At 62.0% G+C, this 20,013-nt stretch carries 19 protein-coding genes; 4 read left to right on the top strand and 15 right to left on the bottom strand.

Going from position 1 to position 20,013, the window contains the following annotated elements; genetic code table 11:
* Nucleotides 1-49: 49 nt before the first annotated feature.
* The 3 genes from WBB95_RS05430 to WBB95_RS05420 are packed head-to-tail and all read right to left on the bottom strand — an operon-like array spanning nucleotide 50 to nucleotide 5,261.
* The gene (locus WBB95_RS05430) at nucleotides 50-3,115 is read right to left on the bottom strand and encodes an efflux RND transporter permease subunit (RefSeq protein WP_424486624.1); all 3,066 of its coding nucleotides are present in this window, start codon (nucleotides 3,113-3,115) and stop codon (nucleotides 50-52) included.
* On the bottom strand, nucleotides 3,112-4,182 hold the full coding sequence (locus WBB95_RS05425) for an efflux RND transporter periplasmic adaptor subunit (protein ID WP_424486623.1): 1,071 nt from the start codon (nucleotides 4,180-4,182) through the stop codon (nucleotides 3,112-3,114). Before WBB95_RS05425 ends, WBB95_RS05430 begins: the two co-directional genes overlap by 4 nt.
* Nucleotides 4,179-5,261, bottom strand: a complete 1,083-nt coding sequence (locus WBB95_RS05420) for an efflux RND transporter periplasmic adaptor subunit (RefSeq protein WP_424486622.1) — start codon at nucleotides 5,259-5,261, stop codon at nucleotides 4,179-4,181. The genes WBB95_RS05425 and WBB95_RS05420 overlap by 4 nt, the downstream gene beginning before the upstream one ends.
* Nucleotides 5,262-5,381: 120 nt before the next feature.
* Here WBB95_RS05420 and WBB95_RS05415 point away from each other — a divergent pair, with 120 nt between their 5' ends.
* Entirely contained in the window at nucleotides 5,382-6,542 is a 1,161-nt protein-coding gene (locus tag WBB95_RS05415) for an AAA family ATPase (RefSeq protein ID WP_424486621.1), read from the top strand.
* Nucleotides 6,543-6,653: 111 nt separating this feature from the next.
* Here the strand turns inward: WBB95_RS05415 and WBB95_RS05410 are convergent, their stop codons facing one another.
* The 12 genes from WBB95_RS05410 to WBB95_RS05355 form a co-directional block, all read right to left on the bottom strand.
* Nucleotides 6,654-7,505, bottom strand: a complete 852-nt coding sequence (locus WBB95_RS05410) for a transporter substrate-binding domain-containing protein (protein WP_424486620.1) — start codon at nucleotides 7,503-7,505, stop codon at nucleotides 6,654-6,656.
* Nucleotides 7,502-8,278 (bottom strand): amino acid ABC transporter ATP-binding protein, encoded by a 777-nt coding sequence (locus WBB95_RS05405; RefSeq protein ID WP_424486619.1) that lies wholly within the window; start codon nucleotides 8,276-8,278, stop codon nucleotides 7,502-7,504. Before WBB95_RS05405 ends, WBB95_RS05410 begins: the two co-directional genes overlap by 4 nt.
* Nucleotides 8,275-8,934, bottom strand: coding sequence for an amino acid ABC transporter permease (locus WBB95_RS05400; protein ID WP_424486618.1), 660 nt, complete (start codon nucleotides 8,932-8,934; stop codon nucleotides 8,275-8,277). Before WBB95_RS05400 ends, WBB95_RS05405 begins: the two co-directional genes overlap by 4 nt.
* Nucleotides 8,915-9,580 (bottom strand): amino acid ABC transporter permease, encoded by a 666-nt coding sequence (locus WBB95_RS05395; RefSeq protein ID WP_424486617.1) that lies wholly within the window; start codon nucleotides 9,578-9,580, stop codon nucleotides 8,915-8,917. The genes WBB95_RS05400 and WBB95_RS05395 overlap by 20 nt, the downstream gene beginning before the upstream one ends.
* A 506-nt stretch (nucleotides 9,581-10,086) precedes the next feature.
* The gene (locus WBB95_RS05390; protein ID WP_424486616.1) at nucleotides 10,087-10,869 is read right to left on the bottom strand and encodes a MetQ/NlpA family ABC transporter substrate-binding protein; all 783 of its coding nucleotides are present in this window, start codon (nucleotides 10,867-10,869) and stop codon (nucleotides 10,087-10,089) included.
* A gap of 126 nt (nucleotides 10,870-10,995) precedes the next feature.
* Nucleotides 10,996-11,922, bottom strand: a complete 927-nt coding sequence (locus tag WBB95_RS05385; protein ID WP_424486615.1) for a sigma 54-interacting transcriptional regulator — start codon at nucleotides 11,920-11,922, stop codon at nucleotides 10,996-10,998.
* Nucleotides 11,923-11,970: 48 nt separating this feature from the next.
* Nucleotides 11,971-12,552 (bottom strand): alpha/beta hydrolase, encoded by a 582-nt coding sequence (locus tag WBB95_RS05380; protein ID WP_424486614.1) that lies wholly within the window; start codon nucleotides 12,550-12,552, stop codon nucleotides 11,971-11,973.
* A gap of 160 nt (nucleotides 12,553-12,712) precedes the next feature.
* Nucleotides 12,713-13,516 carry a type III effector gene (locus tag WBB95_RS05375; protein WP_424486613.1) on the bottom strand — a complete coding sequence of 268 codons (804 nt, stop codon included), beginning with the start codon at nucleotides 13,514-13,516 and terminating at the stop codon, nucleotides 12,713-12,715.
* Between the two features lie 235 nt (nucleotides 13,517-13,751).
* Complete coding sequence (locus WBB95_RS05370) at nucleotides 13,752-14,153, bottom strand: ExbD/TolR family protein (protein ID WP_424486612.1); 402 nt, start codon at nucleotides 14,151-14,153, stop codon at nucleotides 13,752-13,754.
* A 1-nt stretch (nucleotide 14,154) separates the two neighbouring features.
* Nucleotides 14,155-14,877: a MotA/TolQ/ExbB proton channel family protein gene (locus WBB95_RS05365; RefSeq protein ID WP_424486625.1), complete on the bottom strand. Its 723-nt coding sequence runs from the start codon at nucleotides 14,875-14,877 to the stop codon at nucleotides 14,155-14,157.
* Between the two features lie 51 nt (nucleotides 14,878-14,928).
* Nucleotides 14,929-15,762 carry an energy transducer TonB gene (locus WBB95_RS05360; RefSeq protein ID WP_424486611.1) on the bottom strand — a complete coding sequence of 278 codons (834 nt, stop codon included), beginning with the start codon at nucleotides 15,760-15,762 and terminating at the stop codon, nucleotides 14,929-14,931.
* Between the two features lie 241 nt (nucleotides 15,763-16,003).
* A complete protein-coding gene (locus tag WBB95_RS05355) occupies nucleotides 16,004-16,855 on the bottom strand; it encodes a LysR family transcriptional regulator (RefSeq protein ID WP_424486610.1) in 852 nt (283 codons plus the stop codon).
* A 106-nt stretch (nucleotides 16,856-16,961) separates the two neighbouring features.
* On the opposite strand from WBB95_RS05355, the gene WBB95_RS05350 reads away from it, so the two are divergent.
* The 3 genes from WBB95_RS05350 (at nucleotide 16,962) to WBB95_RS05340 (ending at nucleotide 19,597) form a co-directional block, all read left to right on the top strand.
* Nucleotides 16,962-17,423, top strand: coding sequence for a nucleoside deaminase (locus tag WBB95_RS05350; protein ID WP_424486609.1), 462 nt, complete (start codon nucleotides 16,962-16,964; stop codon nucleotides 17,421-17,423).
* The gene (locus WBB95_RS05345; RefSeq protein ID WP_424486608.1) at nucleotides 17,410-18,579 is read left to right on the top strand and encodes a CynX/NimT family MFS transporter; all 1,170 of its coding nucleotides are present in this window, start codon (nucleotides 17,410-17,412) and stop codon (nucleotides 18,577-18,579) included. The genes WBB95_RS05350 and WBB95_RS05345 overlap by 14 nt, the downstream gene beginning before the upstream one ends.
* A 97-nt stretch (nucleotides 18,580-18,676) precedes the next feature.
* Nucleotides 18,677-19,597, top strand: coding sequence for a LysR family transcriptional regulator (locus tag WBB95_RS05340; RefSeq protein WP_424486607.1), 921 nt, complete (start codon nucleotides 18,677-18,679; stop codon nucleotides 19,595-19,597).
* The last annotated feature ends 416 nt before the right edge of the window (nucleotides 19,598-20,013 follow it).

The following is a 20,013-nucleotide window of genomic DNA, read 5'->3' as shown; positions in this document are numbered from 1 at the left end:
GCGTGAGATCAGTCACATTGCTATCGCAGGCAAGCCAGCTCCCACATTTTTAATCTCGCTGCGTCTGATCCTCCTGCTTCGGCTCGCGAATCTTGTACCAGGCCACATAAAGCGCCGGCAGGAACAGCAGCGTCAGCAAGGTCGCAATAATGATCCCGCCGATCATCGCGTACGCCATCGGCCCCCAGAACACTTCGCGGGCAATCGGGATCATGCCCAGGCTGGCCGCCGCCGCCGTGAGCAGGATCGGCCGGCGCCGATGCTCGGTGGCTTCCACCACCGCATCCCACGGCGTGTAACCGTCGCGCTCGTAGGCGTCGATCTGCGTCACCAGGATCACCGAGTTGCGGATGATGATGCCGATCAGCGCCAAAATCCCGAGGATCGCCACAAAGCCCATGGGCGTGCCCGTGGGGATCAGCGCCAGCACCACGCCAATCAGCCCCAGCGGCGCGACACTCGCCACCAGGAACATCTTCTGCACGCTGTGCAGCTGGATCATCAGGAAGGTCGCCATCAGGAACAGCATCAGCGGCACCACCTTGGCGATCGGGCCTTGGGCCTTGCCGCTTTCTTCCACGGTGCCGCCGGTGGCGACCTTGTAACCCACCGGCAGGCCGGCACTGAATTTCTCGATGGTCGGCGCCAGCTGCTTCACCAGGTCGGTCGGCTGCATCTCGTCACGCACCGAGGCCTTGATGGTGATGGTCGGCTTGCGGTCGCGGCGCCACACCAGCGGCTGCTCCAGCTCGTAACGCACCGTGGCAAAGGCCAGCAGCGGAATCGAAGTGCCGTTGGGGGTGACAATCTGCAGGTTCTGCAAGGTTTCCGGCGTGCCACGTTCGGCGTCTTCGGCGCGACCGACCACGTTGATCAAGTAGATATCGTCGTGCACCTGGGTCACCGACGCGCCGCTGACCACGCTGTTCATCAATTGCGCCACGTCTTCCGACGACAGCCCCAATTGCCGCGCCTTGTCCTGGGCGATGTCCACGCGCAGCACTTTGCCCGGCTCGTTCCAGTCGTAGATTATTTCGCCCAAGTGGGTGTTTTGATCCAGCAAGGTCGCCAGTTCGATGGCGTGCTTGCGCACCTGGTCGATGTCTTTGCCCGACACCCGGTACTGAATCGGCCGCCCGACCGGCGGGCCCATTTCCAGCGGCTGCACAAAGCTGCCGATGCCGACAAAGTCGTCACGCAGGCGTTTTTGCAGGCGCGCAATCAAGGCGCCACGTTCTTCCAGGCCTTTGCTGACGATCACCAACTGCGCGTAATACGGGTTTTCCAATTGCTGGTCGAGGGGCAGGTAGAAACGAATCGCGCCCTGGCCGATATAGGTGCTCCAGCGCGCGATGTCCGGGTCATCCTTGATGATCGCTTCGAGGCGGTCGACGGCTTTGCGGGTCTCGTTGATCGAGGCGTTTTGCGGCAGGTTGAGGTCGACGAGAATTTCCGGGCGGTCCGACGACGGAAAGAACTGGTTCTGCACAAACTGCATCGAGAACACCGACGCCACAAACAGCCCAACCGTGATGCCGATCGCCCACCAGCGGTTGCGCATGGCCCACAGCATGCCGCCATTGAAGGCGCGACCAATGCGCCCAGGTTCGGCGTTATGCGGCTTCACGTTGGCACTGAGGATATGCACGCCAATCACCGGCGCGAACAACACCGCGACCACCCACGACACCAGCATCGCCACGGCAATCACCGCAAACAGGGTGAAGGTGTACTCGCCCGCCGAACTGGCGTTGAGGCCAATCGGCACAAACCCCGCCACGGTCACCAAGGTGCCGGTGAGCATCGGGAACGCCGTGGAGGTGTAGGCGTAGGTCGCGGCCTGCTCCTTGGTTTCGCCTTTTTCCAGGCGCGTGATCATCATCTCCACGGTGATCATCGCGTCGTCCACCAGCAGGCCGAGGGCGATGATCAACGCGCCCAGCGACACTCGCTGCATGGTGATGCCGCTGTACTCCATGAACACGAACACCAGCGCCAGCACCAACGGAATCGAGCACGCCACCACCAGCCCGGCACGCATGCCGAGGCTGATGAAACTCACCACCAGCACGATGATGACCGCCTCAAACAGGGCGCTGGTGAAGCCGCCGACGGCTTCCTCGACCACTTCCGCCTGGTCGGAGACTTTGTGCACGCCCACGCCCACCGGCAGGTCGGCCGTCAACTCGTCCATGCGCGTATGCAGGGCCTTGCCGAAGGACTGGATATTGCCGCCCTTCTGCATGGCGATGGCCAAGCCAATCGCCGGCTTGCCATTGAAGCGGAACATCGGCCGCGCCGGGTCGACGTAGCCACGGCTGATCTCGGCGATGTCCGCCAGTCGATAGAAACGGTCATTGAGCCGCAGGTTGACGTTGGCCAGATCCTTCTCCGAGGCGAACTGCCCCGAGGTGCGCACGGAAATCCGTTCGGGCCCGGCCTCGATCACCCCGGCCGGCGTCACGGCGTTTTGCGACTGCAAACTTTGCACGACCTGGCGCTGATCAATGCCCAACGCAGCCAGTTTGCGCGTGGAAAAATTCAGGTAAATCACTTCGTCCTGCTGGCCGATCATCTCGACCTTGCCCAACCCCGGCACCGCGCGAATCTCGGCGCGCACTTGCTCTACATAGTCGCGCAACTGGCGCATCGACAAGCCATCGCCGGTAAAGGCGTACACCGAACCGAACACGTCACCGAACTCATCGTTGAACGACGGCCCCTGCAAACCCTGGGGGAAGGTGCCGCGAATGTCGTCGATCTTCTTGCGCACCTGGTACCAGATTTCGGGGATGGCCTTGGCGCTGGTGGTGTCTTTGAGGAACACGAATACCGTGGACTCACCCGGCCGGGTGTAGCTTTTCACGTAGTCGAGGGAGTCGAGTTCTTCGAGTTTTTTCTCGATGCGGTCGGTGACCTGCTTGAGGGTTTCTTCCTGGGTCGCACCCGGCCAGCGGGTCTGGATCACCATGGTCTTGATGGTGAAGGAAGGGTCTTCCTCACGGCCCAGGTTCATGTAGGAGAACACGCCCATCAGCAGCGCGACGAACATCAGGTACCAGACGAAGGACTGATGCTTGAGGGCCCAGTCGGATAAGTTGAAGCTCCCTTTCATCGCGGGCTGTCCTCGTCGATTTTGACTTTTTGCCCGGGTTTCAGGCTGTTCACGCCGGCGGTGACGATGCGTTCGCCGGGTTTGACGCCGCCGTTGAGCAAGGCGCTGCTGGCGTCACGGCTGAGCACGGTGACGTCGCGCGGCTGCACGGTCTGGCTTTGGGTGTCGAGCAGCCAGATGCGGGTTTTGCCATCGACTTCCTGCAATGCGCTAAGGGGCAGTTCAATGCGCGGCGCGATGGCGCTGCTCAAGGTCACGCTGATGGCGGTGCCGAGGCGAAACGCGGCGGGCGTCTCGGTCAGGGTCAGGCGCGCACGCCGGGTACGCGTGGCGCTTTGGGCCTGGGGCTCGATCTCACGCACGATGGCGGTGGTGTTGACGCTCGGGTCGAGTTGCCCGGCGACCAGGAACACCACGTCGGGCGGCAAGCGCTCGGCGAGGCCGGCAGGCAGGTCGATCACCGCTTCCTTGATGTCCGGCCGCGCCAGGGTCACCACTTGCTGGCCGGCGCTGACCACCTGGCCCGCCTCGGCGTTCCAGGCGGTGACGATGCCGGCGTGGTCGGTGCGCAACTCGGCGTAGTTGAGTTGGTCTTTGGCCTGGTTGACCGAGGCCTGGGCTTGGTCGAGGGAGGCCTGGGTGGTTTTCAGGTCGGTCTGGGCCACATCCAGCTGGGCCTGTGCGCCGACGCCACGGTTGAACAGTTCTTGCTGGCGCCGCGCATTCGCCTGGGCGTTGATGAATTGCGCCTGCACGCGGGCGAGGTCGCCCTGGGCGGCACGCAATTGGTTTTGCTGGTCGGTGGGGTCGAGCACGGCGAGCAACGCGCCCTTCTCCACTTCGGCGCCCACGTCCACCGCGCGCCGGGCGATACGGCCCGGCACGCGAAAGCCCAGGTTGCTTTCATAACGGGCCTGGATGGTACCGGCGAAGCGGCCGAGGTTTTCCTGGTCTTCGGACTTCACTTCCATCGACAACACCGGGCGCACGGGCTCAGGCGGCGGTTCTTGCTTGGAGCACGCCGCGAGCAACAGGCTGGCGGCGAGTACTGCCATCAGGCGCTTCATGGCTGGGCTCCTTGCTGGGCGATCTCGACGATCATGCCGGGATGCAGCAATTGCCCCCCGGCCACCACGACTTTTTCGCCACCTTTGAGCCCGTCGCCAATGATCACATTGCCGGTCAGGTAACGCGCCACCGTGACCTTGTGCAGTTGCGCCTTGCCGTCGCCGTCGATCAGCCACACGGCAGGTTCGTTGATGTCCTTGGTCAAGGCCGACCAAGGCAATTCGATGCTGGCCTTGGCCGGGCCATTGGCGGTGGCGCTGACCACCGAGCCTAGTTGCATGCCTTTGGGCAGGCTTTGCAGGGCGATTTTCACTTGCACGGTGCCGGTATTGGCGGCCACGGCGGGGGTCACTTCGCGGACTTTGCCCACGGCCTTGATGCTTGGGTTCTCCAGCAGGCTGACGGTGATGGGCGCATCCGGCGGCGGCTCGACCAGCAGCGACTCATAGACGTTGAACACCGCATCGCGCTCGCCATCGGTGGCCAGGCTGAAAATCGGCACCGTGGCCTGCACCACCTGGCCCACTTCAGCCTGGCGCGCGGTAATCACGCCGGGCGCATCGGCGATCAGCGAGGTATAACCGAGTTGTTCACGGGCGTTCGCCAATTGGGCTTGCGCGGCGGCCAACGCGCTTTGGCTGCTGCGCAGTGCGGCCTGGGCGGCGTCGTATTCGCTGCGGCTGGTGTAGCCCTTGGGCAAGAGTTTTTCCTGGCGCACAAAGGCGGCGGCGGTCTGTTTGACCCGCGCCTGCTCGGCCACGACCTGGGCCTGGGCGGAGTCGACGTTGGTCTGCAAGTCTTTGGGGTCGAGCTTGGCCAGCACTTGCTTGGCGCTCACCCGGTCGCCGACGTCGACCATGCGCTGGATGATCTTGCCACCCACGCGAAAGGACAGGTCGGTTTGCACACGCGCCTGGATGTCCCCGGTCAGCGTGACCGCCGCCGCGAAGTCCGCTGACTGCACGGTCTGCACAAACACCCGCGAGTGTTCCTTGGGTTCGGTCTTTTCCTGACCACAGCCACTCAGCAGCGCCAACAGGCCAAGGCTGAGTAAAAATCTCGAAGTGCGACCGCCCATGCAGGCTCCTTTTGCGTGACGCGATGTGCCAGTGAGTATGCGACTGTGAGCTTAGATCAGGGTTCCTTATCTGCATGGAGGATCCCATACTCCAAGGGTTCCCACACCGACTGAATACACATGCTCAAAACCCTCGCGGTGGCCAACTACCGCTCGATCAACACATTGGTGGTGCCGCTCGACCGGCTGAACCTGGTCACCGGCCCCAACGGCAGCGGCAAGTCCAACTTGTACCGCGCCCTGCGCCTGCTGGCCGAAACCGCCCAAGGCGGGGTGATCAATGCGCTGGCCCGTGAGGGTGGGCTGGACTCGACCTTCTGGGCCGGGCCGGAAACCATCAGCCGGCGGATGCGCAATGGCGAGGTGCCAGTGGAGCCCATCGTGCGCCAAGGTGTCAAACGCCTGCGCCTGGGGTTTGCCGGGGACGATTTCAGCTATGCCATTTCCCTCGGGCTGCCGGAACCCGGTGGGTCGTTCTTCTCCCTCGACCCGGAAGTGAAGAAGGAATGTATCTGGGCCGGCCACCTTTACCGGCCCGCCAGCCTGCTGGTGCAGCGTTCCGGGCCGATGGTGCGCGCCCGCGACGGACGTGCCTGGGATGTACTGGCCCAGCACACCCCCAACTACCACAGCCTGTTCGACCAGGTCGGCAGCCTGCGCGGCTCGCCGGAAGTGTTGCTGCTGCGCGAAAGCATTCGCGGCTGGCGCTTTTATGATCACTTTCGCAGCGACGTGGACGCCCCCGTCCGCCAACCCCAATTGGGTACGCGCACGCCGGTGCTGCACCACGACGGCCGGGACTTGGCGGCGGCGCTGCAAACCATCCGCGAAATCGGCGACCCCGAGGCGCTGCAACAGGCGGTCAGTGATGCATTCCCCAATGCGCGCTTGAATATCCAGCCGTTGCAGGGCGGGCGTTTTGCGATTGAGTTTTACCAGGAGGGCTTGCTGCGGCCGTTGTCGGCGGCAGAGTTGTCGGACGGGACGTTGCGTTACCTGCTGCTCATCGCTGCGCTGCTGACGCCAAGGCCGCCGACCATGATGGTGCTGAACGAACCGGAAACCAGCTTGCATCCGGATTTGCTGCCGGCGCTGGCGCGCTTGATCATCCAGGCGTCGCAGCAGTGCCAGGTGTGGGTGGTGTCGCACGCGAGCCGGTTGATTGCGGCGCTGCAGCAGGATGAGGGGTGTAATTCGATTGTGCTGGAGAAGGTGATGGGCGAGACGCGGATTGTGGGGCAAGGGATTTTGGACGCGCCGGCGTGGCATTGGCCGGAGTAGGTGCAGTGACTGCACTGGCCTCTTCGCGGGCAAGCCCGCTTCCACATTTGGAATGCGTTTCCCAGTGGGAGCTGGCTTGCCTGCGATAGCGGTGTGACAGTCAGCGCGGGATCAGCCCTGCCACTTCCCGCCTTCAACAATCACACTCTCAGGCTTGGTGTCATCGCTCAGTTCTTTACGCACATATTGGTCGTACAGCTTGAGCAGAAACTTCTCCTCACCCAACTTCGCCAACTCGGTATTCACCCAGTCACGCAGTTCGACGTTGCCCTTCTTCACCGCGGGCGCAATCGGCGCTTCATCACCAAGCTTTTCGTCCAGCACGCGGTAGCCCGGGTTCTGCTTGGCCCAGCTGAACAGCACCAGGTTGTCTTGGGCATAGGCATCACCACGGCCAGCCGACAGGGCTTGCAGCGATTCGGAGTTTTTTTCGAACTTGAGCAGTTTCCAGTCCGGGTGGTTCTTGGTCAGCCAGATATCGGCGGTGGTGCCGGTGGTGACGATGGTGGTGCGGGTGGCCAGGTCATCCAGGCTTTTCACCGAGCTGTCCTGTGGCACCAACGCCTGTACCGCGACTTTCAGGTTGGGGTTGGTGAAGTCCACCGCTTCCTTGCGCTCGGGGGTCACGGTCATGTTGGCAAGGATCAGGTCGACCTTGTCGCTTTGCAGGAACGGGATGCGGCTGGCCGGTTCAACGGCGACGAACTCGACTTTGTTTTCATCGCCCAGCAGGTCCTTGGCGAATTGGCGACCGATGTCAGTATCGAACCCCACGTAGCGACTGGCTTCGTTCACAAAGCCGAACGGCGGCTTGTCGGTGAATACGCCGACGATCAGCTTGTCGCGCGCCTTGATCTTGTCGATGTAGCTCGCGGCGGCAACGGGTTTTGCAGGCTCTTCGGCCTTTTTATCGCAGCCGGCCAGTACGGCGACGGCCAACAGTGGCAGCAGTAACTTTTTCATAGCAGCTCCAGTTCCTTGGTTTTCTTGGGCAGTGTTGAAACAAAGGAGAACTTCTCCAGGAACTGCTGCGCGCGTGCGGTTTGCGGGTTCGTAAAGAATTCTTCGGGGGTGTTGAGTTCGAGAATGCGACCGGCCTCCATGAACACCACGCGGTCGGCGACGGCGCGGGCGAAGGCCATTTCGTGGGTGACGATCAGCAGCGTCATGCCATCGCGGGCAAGGCCCTGGATCACTTCCAGCACTTCCTTGACCATCTCCGGGTCGAGGGCGGCGGTGACTTCGTCAAACAGCATGACCTGGGGGTTCATGCACAGCGAGCGAACGATGGCGATGCGTTGCTGCTGGCCGCCCGACAGCTGACGCGGGAAGGCGTCGCGCTTGTCGGCAAGGCCTACACGCTCAAGCAGTTTTTCGGCCTGGGCGCGGGCTTCGCGCGGCTCGCGTTTTTGTACTTTCAGTGGGCCGAGCAGGATGTTGTCGAGCACGCTCATGTGCGGGAACAGGTGGTAGCTCTGGAACACCATGCCCACGTCCTGGCGCACCTGGCGCCAGTCGGTGGCTTTGTCCAGCAACTCCTTGCCGGCAAAACGAAGGCTGCCGCTGTGGGCCACTTCCAGCCCGTTCAGGCAGCGCAGCAAGGTGCTTTTGCCACAGCCGCTGGGGCCGAGGATCACCACCACTTCACCGCTTTGCACACTCAGGTCGATGCCTTTGAGCACCTGTTGGTCGCCGAAGTATTTGTTGAAACCCTGGAACTCGATCAATGCGCTCATGCTTGGGCCCAGCGCCGTTCCAGCACCTTGGAGGCGGCCGACAACGGGTAGCAGATAAAGAAGAAAAACAGGAACAGCGCGCCGTAGATCAGTACCGACTCATAGGTGCGCTCGATGATTTGCTGGCCGACCTTGATCACGTCCACAACACCGATCAGCACCGCCAGGGAGCTGGTCTTGATGATGCGCGTGTAAACGTTGATGGTCGGCGGCGTCATGCGCTTCAGCGCCTGGGGCAGCAGCACGTAGCCGTACAGTTGCGGGTCGGACAGGCCAATCGACAGGCCCGCCTCACGCTGGCCGCGCGGCAGCGAATGCAGCGCGCCGCGCACCACTTCGCCGACTTCACTGGCGCCCCACAGCGACAGCACCAGCACCGCGCACCAGAAGCTCGGAATGCTCAGGCCGAAGAAAATCGGCAGCCCGAAAAACAGCAGGTACAGCCACACCAGCACCGGAATCGCGCGGAACAGCTCCAGGTACACCCGCAGCACCCCATTGATCACCCGGTTATTCAAGGTGCGCAACACGCCGTACAGCACGCCGCCGACGGTACTGAAGGCAATGCTCAAGAACGAAATCGACAGGGTTTGCGCCGCGCCCTTGCCCAATTGCGGCAACGACACCCACAACAACTCAAGACCCGAACTGGCCATGCTGGAGCCTCCTTTCCAGGCGGCTGAGCAGCAGCGACAGCGGCAAAAACAGCAACACACAGATCAGCGTCAACACGGCGAGCATTTCGTAAGTCTTGTAGTAGAGGGCGATGTAGCTCTTGGCGGTGTAGAGAATCTCCGGCACTGCCACGGCAGACACCACCGTGGTTTCCTTGAGCAGGAAGATGAAGTTGGCGAACAGCGCCGGCAGGCTGAGGATGCCGGCCTGGGGCAGAATCACGTGGCGCAGCAGTTGCCAGTCGGACAGGCCGATGGACTTGCCCGACTCGATCTGCGCCAGCGGCACCGCCTCCACACCCGCGCGCAGCACTTCGGTGAGGTAGGCGCCGCCGAGGAAGGTCATGGTGATGATCGCCGCCCAGAACCCGGAAATATTCACGCCCAGGGCCGGTAACGCGAAGTACACGAAGAACAGTTGGATCAGCAGCGGCGTGTTACGCGCCAACTCCACATACAGCGCCACCAGGCGTGACAGGTACGGCGTGCGAAACACCAGCAGCGCCGCGTTGATCAGCGCCACCAGCAAGGAGGTGGCAATGGCGATCAGGCCCACTTGCAGCGTCACCCCCACGGCCTTGAGAAACGCCGGCAGGGTGCTGAGGATAAAAGCAAAATCGAAGGTCATCGTGAGTCCATGACGCCGCACGGGTAATGCAGCGAAGGCAGTCCAGTCCGACGTGGGTAACGCCGGGTAGCGCGAACTTTAAAGGTATAAAAAGCAAACTTTAAATACCCAAATAGCATATTGATATCACCCAAAAAGATAACCGCCGGGTTCGCGGGTTTGGCGGGTGGCAGCTATGGTCTTGGGGTCGAAAGATTCGAGGGATCGAACAATGAACGAAGTGAAACCGATTGATCCGCAGGAGCTGGTGAAGTGGCTGGTGGCGTTGCGCAAGGCCATCAATAGCCGCGCTATCTGACACGCCGCCGTCCAATGTGGGAGCTGGCTTGCCTGCGATGGCATCAACCGAGTCCGCCTGAGATACCGAGGTGCCTCCATCGCAGGCAAGCCAGCTCCCACACAAGCCAGCTCCCACAGTTTGTTGATTGTGTTCCAAGCGGCCTTAAAAAAACGCCGACGCTATAAAAGCCGTCGGCGTTCAAACCTTGAAGGGGGTTTTGGTTACATCAGAACGCAGGCACTACCGCGCCGTTGTACTTCTTCTCGATGAAGGCTTTGACTTCAGGGCTGGTCAGGGCCTTGGCCAGTTTCTGGATAGCGTCGCTGTCCTTGTTGTCTGGGCGAGCGACCAGGAAGTTCACGTACGGCGACTTCGAGTCTTCGATGATCAGTGCGTCTTTGGCCGGGTTCAGGCCAGCTTCCAGGGCATAGTTGGTGTTGATTATGTCCAGGTCAACCTGATCCAGCACGCGTGGCAGCAGGGCCGATTCCAGCTCTTTGAATTTCAGGTGTTTCGGGTTACTGGCGATGTCTTTCAGCGTGGACAGCGGATTAGTCGGGTCTTTGAGCGTAATCAGACCATTCTTTTGCAGCAACAGCAGGGCACGGCCACTGTTGGAGCCTTCGTTCGGGATGGCCACGGTGGCGCCATCTTTCAGGTCTCCAATCTTGGTGATCTTTTTCGAGTAACCGCCGATGGGTTCAACGTGCACACCCACTACGGTGACCAGGTTGGTGCCCTTGCCCTTGTTGAAGTTTTCCAGGTACGGCAGGGTCTGGAAGTAGTTGGCATCCAGACGTTTCTCTGCAACCTGCGTGTTGGGTTGTACATAGTCGGTGAAGACTTTGATTTCCAGGTCCACGCCTTCTTTGGCCAGGGTCGGCTTGACCAGCTCAAGGATCTCGGCGTGCGGGATCGGGGTCGCGGCCACGACCAGCTTCTCGTTGGCTTGGGCGAAGCTTGCAGTCAGGGCAGCCGCCAGTGCGGTAAACAACAGAACCTTTTTCATGCAGTGTCCTTATCGAAATTCCGGGTCGTCTCTGACGGCCGCTTTTTTGTGGTGTGCCAGCGAAATGCTATCGCGGCGTGGAACGGACAATACCTAGATTTTTTATTCCCGAACAATATCTTTTATTCACTTTGATATTCCATTTTGCTCATGCAGAAATTTGCGCAAGGTTTCCTGCTCGGCCGGGCTGGCCGCTGCGAAAATCCGCTGCACCTGCTCCAGCGGCGAGCCCGCCACCGGCAGGTTTAAATGTTCGGGCAAAATCTCGTCGCCACTGCTCACCAGCAGCGCAAAGTGGATGACGTTTTCCAGCTCGCGGGTGTTGCCCGGCCAGCTGTGGTGTTCCAGCACGCGTTGGGCCGCGTCGCTGATCAGCGGCACCGGCAGGTCCAGGCGCTGGCTGTAGATGCCGAGGAAGTATTCCGCCAGGGACAGGATGTCGCCAACGCGCTCGCGCAGGGCAGGCAGGTCAAGTTGGCCTTCGCTCAGGTAATGGAACAGGCGCTCGTTGAACTTGCCCGCCGCCACGGCCTGGGCCAGGTCGATGCTGGTGGCCGCCACCAGGCGCACGTCCACCGGGCTTGGCTGATGGGCGCCGACGCGGGTGACTTCGTGGTTCTCCAACGCGGCGAGCAATTTGAGCTGGATCGGCAACGGCAAGTCGCCGATCTCATCCAGGTACAAGGTGCCGCCGTTGGCCGACCCAAACCACCCGGCCCGGCTGCTGGCCGCGCCACTGTGGGCTCCGGCGGCATAGCCGAACAATTCCGCGTCGGCGTAGGTCGGGCTGATGGCGCCGCAATTGACCGACACAAACAAGCCTGTGCGGTCGCTGCCCCGGTGGATATGCCGCGCCAGCAGCTCTTTACCACTGCCGGTCTCGCCACGAATCAGCACGGGCAAGGCGCGCGGCGCCAGGCTTTCCAGGTCTTCGCGCAACTGGCGCGAGCGTGGGTCGACAAACACCAGGGCCTTGGCGCGGATGCTCAGCGGGCTTTTTTCGGCGTCGGGGAAGGTCAGCAGTGGCTGGCCGTAGGTTTCATGCAGGCTCATGGCAGGCTCCCGCCCCCAATCCACTCAGGGACGGGGCGTTCAAAAATGTCAGGCACGACGACGGGCGTGGTGCTCAAGGCGGTTTTGCAGGCGGTAGAGGTACGCGAACCCCTGTTCCCAGCGCTGATGGCCGGACTTCACATTGATATGGCCAGCACCGGACAAAATGCCCGCTTCGGCGCCCCAGTGACGCGCCAGCTCCAAAGCCCGAGGGGCGCTGACGGCGCTGTCGTTGTCGGAGCTGACCACTTGGCTTGGAAACGGCAGCAGCGTGGTCGGGATCGGGCCAAAGTTACGCAACGCCGGCGCACAGGCCGGGCGTTCGACGTCCGCCGGAGCCACCAGCAACGCGCCGCGCACTTGCCGCAAAAACTGCACAGGGGCGGTGGCGGCCCAGTGGGCGACGGTGATGCAGCCCAGGCTATGGGCGATCAGGATGACGGGGGTGCTGTCGGCAGCGATGGCCTCGGCCAACGCCGCCACCCAGTCTTCGCGGCGCGGTGTGAGCCAGTCGGCCTGCTCCACGCGCGCGCTGTTGGGCAGGCTGTTCTGCCAATGACTTTGCCAATGATCTTCTGGCGATCCTTGCCAGCCCGGCACGATCAAATAACGAATCGACTCGCTGTGCATGGGTGTGCCCTCCTGCAGCGTTTAACGTTGCTGGTGAGTATAGGCACGCGGTATATATTCGTTAAGGAATAAGAAGCTATTTATTAATAACCAAAACGCAGCATCGAGGACGTGCGGCGTTTTGCATCAAGGCAAAGGTCATTCACCCAGCCGATGTCATTCAGCCTCGATTCCAGGGTGGGGGCAGGAGGGATGAATGGGATCGGATCGAGCTGGCGGAGGTGGGAGACGCGTCAGGAAAAGCGACAAGCTGAAAAAACGGCTCGTGTTCCTGTCCCTGGCTTTGGGTGGGCGAGCCCGTCCGCGCGTTGCCCTCATTACGATAAGACGCAAATTGCCAGTGTTGAGGAGATACGTCAGATGCAGGTCGATTGCTGCTGGGGGTTATACCAACGCCTCGCAACTCATGTTCAACCGTCTTGATCATCCCGCGCAACTTGCCCATGTACTGAGGGCTATAGGTGTTATCCGGGCGGTCAGGCTTGGCATAGATAGTAAACTGCGCACCCAGCGTCACCCGCTGTTGTTCGGGAGACATGTTCGGGTGCATGCGGCTCATATCAGTGACTTTCCACTTATCCACAGGGCCATCTTCGGCTTGCAGGATCTTGGCAATGGCGTTGAACGCAGCTTCTACGTGTTGCGGCGCGACACTGAGGTGGATTTTGTCACCGGCAAAATCGCCCTGGCTTTTGGGGCTGACGCGGTCCATGTGAATAAACGCATCGGTACCGGTCAGTGCTGACTGATTGAACGTGGACCAACCGGCATGCTGCTCACCGCGCCCGCGCATGGCCACGTCATACGTGGGTGCACCATGATTCAACGCAAAACGGGTTTGGGTGTTCGCGGCGACATCATTTCGGGACATGCCACGCAACTCGGCGGACGCGTTTTTTTTCGGTGGGGGCGGGGCCACCGACATGTTCAATGACAAACCGAGTTTGGGTCTAATTCTTTGCATGGATTTAATACCGACTTTTTAGGGGGAAAATCGGGGCCGACGGTCCTCGCTGAAAACCCGTCGCATCCATGCAAACTTTTCACGGAACCTGACTTAGCATCGGCACCCTAGCTCGCGAAACTTCCTACAGTGAGTGGAACAAGATCGAAAGAGGTTCCAACGGCCTTTTTGCCAGGCAAAAAAAAGGCCGCACCCTGCCAAGGAGACGGCCAAAAAATTGTCGAGGCATTTGCAACTAACGTGCGGTAATCACCGACAGCTTGGTAATGCCCGCGCGCTCGATAGACGCCATGGCTCGCGCCACTTCGCCGTAATTCACTCCATCGTCAGCCTGCAGTTGCACCCGCACATCGGGGTCCTTGGCCTTGGCCGACTGCAGGTTGAATTCCAGCAGGTCCGGCTGGATTTCGTCCTTGTTGATAAACAATTTGCCGGTGCCATCAATACTCACCACCAGCGGGTCTTTCTGCTCCACCGGGGCCACGGCCTGGGTCTTGGGCAGGTTGATCGGAATCGAGTTGGTCAGCAGCGGCGCGGTGACGATAAACACCACCAGCAGCACCAGCATCACGTCCACCAGCGGCGTGACGTTGATCTCGCTCAGCACCTCATCACTGTCCTGCGTGTAGAAGGCCATCTCAGGACGCCTCCTTCACTTTTTGCGGGTTGCCGGCAGCCGCTTTGTTCAGCGTCGGGTGCAGCAGCACACGGAACGAATTTTTCTGCGCCAGGCTGTAGAAGTCGTGGGCGAAGTCATCCAGGTCGGCGGCGGTCAGCTTCAGGCGACGCAGGAAGTAGTTGTAGACCAGCACCGCCGGCACCGCGACGGCAATACCGACGCCGGTGGCGACCAGCGCCGCACCGATCGGGCCGGCCACGGTTTCGAGGCTGGCGGAACCGGCGGCGCTGATCCCCTTCAGCGCTTCCATAATTCCCCACACGGTGCCGAACAGGCCGATAAACGGCGAGGTGCTGCCGATACTGGCGACCACGGCCAGGCCAGTTTCCAGGGAGCGACGTTCACGCACGATCTGCTGGCGCAGGGCGCGTTCGAGGCGGTCCTGGTGGTTGATGGCCTGGCTCAAGTCCGCCGCGTGCGGCGCGTCACCGACCTGGATCGCGGCATAACCGGCCTGGGCCACCCGCGCTGCGGCGCCGGGCCGGGTTTCCGCCAGTTCGGCGGCAGCGTCGAGACTCGACGCCGCCCAGAACTGTTTGTGGAATTTGCGATCCTGCGCCTTGAGGCGCCCGAACTGCAGGCCTTTGAGCAGGGCAAAGCCCCAGGTCGCGACCGAAAAGACCACCAGCAGCCAGATCACCGCGCTTTCGATGGATTCAAGTGGAGATGCTAATGCCATGATGTTTTCCCTCTGTGCAGGTCGCGGCGTGTCCAACACACCGCTGCCGAATAGTTAGTGAATCTTGAAATCGATCGGTACGCTGACCCAGCCGTCCTGCGCCACTTCGCCCTGCTTGGCCGGCACGAAGCTCCAACGCTTCACGGCGGTCAATGCGGCGTCGTCGAGTTGCTGGCGACCGCTGCTTTTCTGAATCTGGATCTCCCCCGGCTTGCCGCTGGCCAGTACCTGCACTCGCAACAACACCGTGCCTTCCCAACCGCGACGCTGTGCCAGTGATGGGTACTCCGGCGCCGGGTTTTTCAGGTACGCGGCGTTGGCCGAGGCCGGTGTTACCGGGGCGGGCGACGGCGGTGCAGCCGGCGCGGCGGGTGCAGGTGGCGCAGGCTTCGGTGGCGCGGGCGGCTGCTCGACCGGTTTGGGGGCGGGCTTGGGCTCAGGCTTGGGCTCAGGCTTCGGCACCGGCTTTGGCTTGGGTTTGGGAATCGGTTTCGGCGGCGCTGGCTTGGCGGCCAACTCATCCACCAGCGGCGGCGGTGGCTCGACCACGGGCGGCGGTGGTGGTGGCGGCACAGGCGGTGGCGGTTCAACCACCGGCGGCGCCGGCTGGGAAAATTCGATGGTCATCGGCGGGATTTCCGGCGGCACGATCGGCAGCACCGGCGTCGGCTTCTGGCTCACCCAATAGATCACCGCGCCGTGCAGGGCCAACACCAGCAACCCGAGCAGAATCCCTTCGCGGCGGCTCGAAAAGCGCTTGGGTTTTTTTTGTAGACGCAATTGCCCCAACGGCGCGCGGTGCGGCCGGCCAAGGTCGACCAACTCACCACCCGGTGCCTGGCGCCACTGCGCCTCGGGTGCACTGGCGGCGGTCTGGACATTGCCCATTGATTCACTCCCTACGGTTTTGAAACAAAAAAACCGACAGGCCTGCGTGGGGAGGCCGTCGAGGGCTGAATCATCGGGGCCAGACGCTTATCTCTTAAAGTAATCTTTAAAGTTATAGATAGATCTAAATTGAATAAACGAAACATTCGGAAACGTCAAAGCCACGGCCTGCGGGGCCTGGCGCGCAGGGGCATTTTTTCGATGCTTTTCAGGCATACAAAATATTCAGTAAAGGCATGGCTCAGCCCGGGCTGTTTGCACATAAATCGAGCAATTGGCGCTGCAGCGTCTGCCCGGCGGCGCCCAAGCCACTGCGACCATACAAGGCCAGGCGCACGCCTTGCACCCGCGGTAAACCGCTGTCCTCACCGAGGATCACATGCCCGGCCTGCACCACCCGTCGTGGCAACAAACTGATGCCCAACCCTGCCGCCACCGCCGAACACACACTGGCCAGGCTCGCGCTGGAATACCCGATGCGCCAGCGCCAGCCACTCACTTCAAGGTGGTGCAGCATTTCATTGCGGTACAGGCCGCCCACTGGAAACGCCACCAACGGCAGCGGGTCACGCCCCATAGACGGTGTGTTGCGGCTGTCCACCCAGCACAACGGCTCCGGCCATGAGGCCAGGCAGTCATCGCTGTCGCCCATTTGCTTGACCAGCAACACGTCGAACTCGCCACCCCGGTATTGGCGCTGCAATTCCGGGCCGAGGCCGCTGGTGACTTCCAGGCGCACCCGTGGGTAGGTCACGACAAATGCCGACAGCAACGGCATCAAGCGTTCGGCGGCAAAGTCTTCCGGCACACCCAGGCGCAGCACGCCGTCGCTCTGCTGGTTGATCAACACGTCGGCGGCTTCCTCGTGCAGCGCCAGGATGCGCCGCGCGTAAGCCAGCAAGCGTTCCCCTTCGGCGGTGGCCACCACGCGGCGCTGGTCGCGGTCGAGCAGCTGGCACGCCACCGCGTCTTCCAGGCGGCGAATCTGCTGGCTGACCGTCGATTGGGTCAGGTGCAAGCGCTCGGCGGCGCGGGTGAAATTGCCGCAGTCCACGACGGCGACAAAACTGCGCAGCAACACGGGATCAAACATGGGTATCACCATTCCATTTGCCACTGATTATCATGGTTATATTTAATTTCAGAATACCCCGAGGGCTGCCCATACTTCACGCTCGATTCTGCCCGGAGGGTGTTCCATGACCGACGACCATCAACACCTGCAACGCGCGATTGCCTTGGCCCACGCCAACGTGGCCCGAGGTGGCCGGCCCTTCGGCGCGGTGCTGACGCGTCACGGTGAAGTCTTGGTGGAGGCCGTGAACGAGATCCACCTGACCCAGGACCCCACCGCCCACGCCGAGCTGCTGGCGATCCGCGCCGCCAGCCAACAGTTGGGCGCGCGCCTCGACGGTTGCGTGATCTACGCCTGCGGCCAGCCCTGCCCGATGTGCCTGAGCGCCCTGTACCTGTGTGGCGTGGAGCGCGTGGTGTTTGCCGCCAGCAACGCCATGGCCGAGCCGTTCGGGCTGTCGACGGCGGCAATCGGGCAGCAAGTCGGCTTGCCACTGGATCAGCAGCGCCTGCCGATCCAGCATCTGCCCGACGCGACCATGACCGCGCTGTATCAGCAGTGGAAAACCCTGCATGACCCTGAATAAATCCTTCGCCGGCTGGGGCCTGCTGGTGGTGCTCGGCCTGAACCTGCGGCCGATCCTCAGCTCCATCAGCCCGCTGCTCGGCGAGATTCGCCAAGCCACCGGCTTAAGCTTCCAGAGCAGCGCCCTGCTCACCAGCCTGCCGGTGGTGTGCATGGGCCTGGTGGCGCTGGTCGGCGTGCGCGTGGAAGCGCGCCTGGGCGAACGACGCGGCATTGCCCTTGGCCTGATGATGATTCTGCTGGCGTGCCTGGCGCGCTGGCTGATGGGCCAGGCGTCGGCGCTGCTGGTCACGGCGTTGCTGGGCGGTGCCGGTGTGGCGCTGATCCAGGCACTGGTTCCGGCGATGATCAAGCGCGAATTTCATCACCGCGTGCCGGTGGCGATGGGCGTGTATTCGGCCTCACTGATGGCCGGTGGCGGGCTCGCTGCATTGCTCAGCCCGGTGGTGGCCACGCATTTTCAGCAGTGGCAGGCGGGGTTGGGCGTGTGGCTGTTACCGGCGTTGGCGGCGCTGTTGCTGTGGGCGTTTGTGCCGCTGGGCGCAGCCAAAAGCGCCAAGCTGATACCCGCCTTTAAAGGCCTGCGAAACCGCCGTGCCTGGCTGCTGGCGTTGTATTTCGGCTTGGTGAATTGCGGCTACATGAGCATGGTGGCGTGGCTGCCGGCGTTCTATCAGCAACTGGGCTGGGGCGTGTTGCCGAGCGGGTCGTTGCTGGCCTTCATGACCATTTTCCAGGTGCTCGCCGCGCTGCTGATGCCAGTGCTGGCGCAACGCGGTATCGACCGCCGCCCATTGCTCGGCATCAGCCTGCTGGCACAGGCCGTGGGTTACTTCGGCCTGATCCTGGCGCCGCTGCAATTCCCGCACCTGTGGGTGGCGCTGTGCGGCTTCGGCCTGGGTGCGTGTTTCGCCCTGAGCCTGCTGCTGACCCTCGACCACCACCGTGACCCACGCCAAGCCGGGCAACTGGCGGCGTTCGTACAGGGCGTGGGCTTTCTGATCAATGCGATTTCGCCATGGCTGACCGGCTGGCTGCGCGAACTCACCGGCAATTTTGTCAGCGCCTGGGTGGTGCTGGCCGTGACGGTGGTGGCAATGCTGGTAGTGACGCGGGTGTTCAGCCCGGCCACCTACCGCACGGTGCCTGCTCTATAGATATGCATTTACGGTCTAGATAAAACCATAAAGCTTCATTGACGGAATAAGTCATCGCCTTAAAATCCCGGTTCCCCAACAGGATGCCGGGCACACCATGGACCTTCGCCAACTGCGCTATTTCATCGCGCTTATCGAGCACCGCAGTTTTGTGCGCGCTGCCGACGCGATAGGCATCACTCAGCCGGCGTTCAGCCGCAGCATCCAGGGCCTGGAGCAAGAGTTCGGCTGCGTACTGGTGGACCGCGCCGATAAAGAACTGCGCCCCACGCCCGAAGGCCAAGTGGTGCTGCAACATGCGATGAGCCTGGTGCAGGGCGCGGCGCTGCTCAGTCACGAAGTCACGCGCATGACCAAGTTGGACGCCGGCGAGGTGCGGTTTGGCGGCGATGCGGTGGCGGCGGTAAGCCTGGTGCCTCAAGCCATCGCCCGGTTCGTCACGGCCTACCCCAAGGTGCGCACGGCGTTGCAGGTGGATAACTGGGAAAAACTCGGGCGCAGCCTGGCCCGTGAAGAGATCGAATTTTTTATCGCCGATGTGCGCCACTTCGAGGCCGACCCGAACTACCAGACCCAAGCCCTGACGCCTCGCCGCAGCGTATTTTTCTGCCGCGACGGGCACCCGCTGCTGGCCAAGGACAGCCTGTCCACCAACGACCTGTTCGACTACCCGCTGGCCACGCCGATGATCGCCCCTGGCATTCGCAAACTGCTGGCCAACCTCAGCGGGCGCATCGACTTTGCGCCCGTGATCGAGCTTGAACAGTTCACGGCGCTGGCCAGCATCGTGCGCCAGTCCGACGCCATCGGCCTGGGCACCGAAGAGGCCTTCGTCGATGCCTTCACGCGTGGCGAGCTGCAAGTGCTGCACTGGCGCAACCTGCCCCACGCCCTCGACAGCTTGAACAACCGCTGCGGCATAATCAGCCGCACGGGCGCACGCCAGTCACCTGCCGCGAAAGCGTTGATCGAGACTTTTTTTGCGGTGGAAAGCCAAGCCATTAACGTCGCCAGCTAGTCCGCCATCACGGCACAGGTCTTGGAAATGCATTCAGGCCGCTGGCATGCCTGCAATTGAGTGTCACTGACAGACCGAGGTGCCTGCATCGCAGCGGTGCGGCGACCCGACAAGCCAGCTCCCACAGAAAAGCAGCCCTGCTTTTGATTCTGCTTCTGCTTCAACCACTCAGGTCGGCTTTCAGGCCGCCGTGCTGTGCTTTTGATCTTGCTTGTGATCTTGATCCAGAGCGCCCCGTTAACCACGATGGCCGAACGCAGGCTTGAATCCGTGGGCAACCCGGCAGGACGCCGGGTTAGCCGTGTTGGGCCATGGATGGCCCGTCACGGCGGCCCACGGATTCAAGCCGGAGTGCGGGCACACCGAGCCTAAGCGAGGTGCCGAGTGGAGGGGCAAGAGCGTTTTGCTTACTTTTG

This window comes from Pseudomonas sp., from assembly GCF_049645325.1.
Lineage (GTDB): Bacteria > Pseudomonadota > Gammaproteobacteria > Pseudomonadales > Pseudomonadaceae > Aquipseudomonas.
This window is presented reverse-complemented; position numbering and strand designations above follow the sequence as displayed.

Coding starts and splice junctions, on each gene's coding strand:
- WBB95_RS05355 (WP_424486610.1), bottom strand. CDS start 16,855: ATGTTTGATCCCGTGTTGCTGCGCAGTTTTGTCGCCGTCGTGGACTGC.
- WBB95_RS05385 (WP_424486615.1), bottom strand. CDS start 11,922: ATGAGCCTGCATGAAACCTACGGCCAGCCACTGCTGACCTTCCCCGAC.
- WBB95_RS05345 (WP_424486608.1), top strand. CDS start 17,410: ATGACCCTGAATAAATCCTTCGCCGGCTGGGGCCTGCTGGTGGTGCTC.
- WBB95_RS05375 (WP_424486613.1), bottom strand. CDS start 13,516: ATGCAAAGAATTAGACCCAAACTCGGTTTGTCATTGAACATGTCGGTG.
- WBB95_RS05395 (WP_424486617.1), bottom strand. CDS start 9,580: ATGACCTTCGATTTTGCTTTTATCCTCAGCACCCTGCCGGCGTTTCTC.
- WBB95_RS05360 (WP_424486611.1), bottom strand. CDS start 15,762: ATGGGCAATGTCCAGACCGCCGCCAGTGCACCCGAGGCGCAGTGGCGC.
- WBB95_RS05390 (WP_424486616.1), bottom strand. CDS start 10,869: ATGAAAAAGGTTCTGTTGTTTACCGCACTGGCGGCTGCCCTGACTGCA.
- WBB95_RS05400 (WP_424486618.1), bottom strand. CDS start 8,934: ATGGCCAGTTCGGGTCTTGAGTTGTTGTGGGTGTCGTTGCCGCAATTG.
- WBB95_RS05380 (WP_424486614.1), bottom strand. CDS start 12,552: ATGCACAGCGAGTCGATTCGTTATTTGATCGTGCCGGGCTGGCAAGGA.
- WBB95_RS05405 (WP_424486619.1), bottom strand. CDS start 8,278: ATGAGCGCATTGATCGAGTTCCAGGGTTTCAACAAATACTTCGGCGAC.
- WBB95_RS05425 (WP_424486623.1), bottom strand. CDS start 4,182: ATGAAGCGCCTGATGGCAGTACTCGCCGCCAGCCTGTTGCTCGCGGCG.
- WBB95_RS05430 (WP_424486624.1), bottom strand. CDS start 3,115: ATGAAAGGGAGCTTCAACTTATCCGACTGGGCCCTCAAGCATCAGTCC.
- WBB95_RS05350 (WP_424486609.1), top strand. CDS start 16,962: ATGACCGACGACCATCAACACCTGCAACGCGCGATTGCCTTGGCCCAC.
- WBB95_RS05340 (WP_424486607.1), top strand. CDS start 18,677: ATGGACCTTCGCCAACTGCGCTATTTCATCGCGCTTATCGAGCACCGC.
- WBB95_RS05415 (WP_424486621.1), top strand. CDS start 5,382: ATGCTCAAAACCCTCGCGGTGGCCAACTACCGCTCGATCAACACATTG.
- WBB95_RS05370 (WP_424486612.1), bottom strand. CDS start 14,153: ATGGCCTTCTACACGCAGGACAGTGATGAGGTGCTGAGCGAGATCAAC.
- WBB95_RS05420 (WP_424486622.1), bottom strand. CDS start 5,261: ATGGGCGGTCGCACTTCGAGATTTTTACTCAGCCTTGGCCTGTTGGCG.
- WBB95_RS05410 (WP_424486620.1), bottom strand. CDS start 7,505: ATGAAAAAGTTACTGCTGCCACTGTTGGCCGTCGCCGTACTGGCCGGC.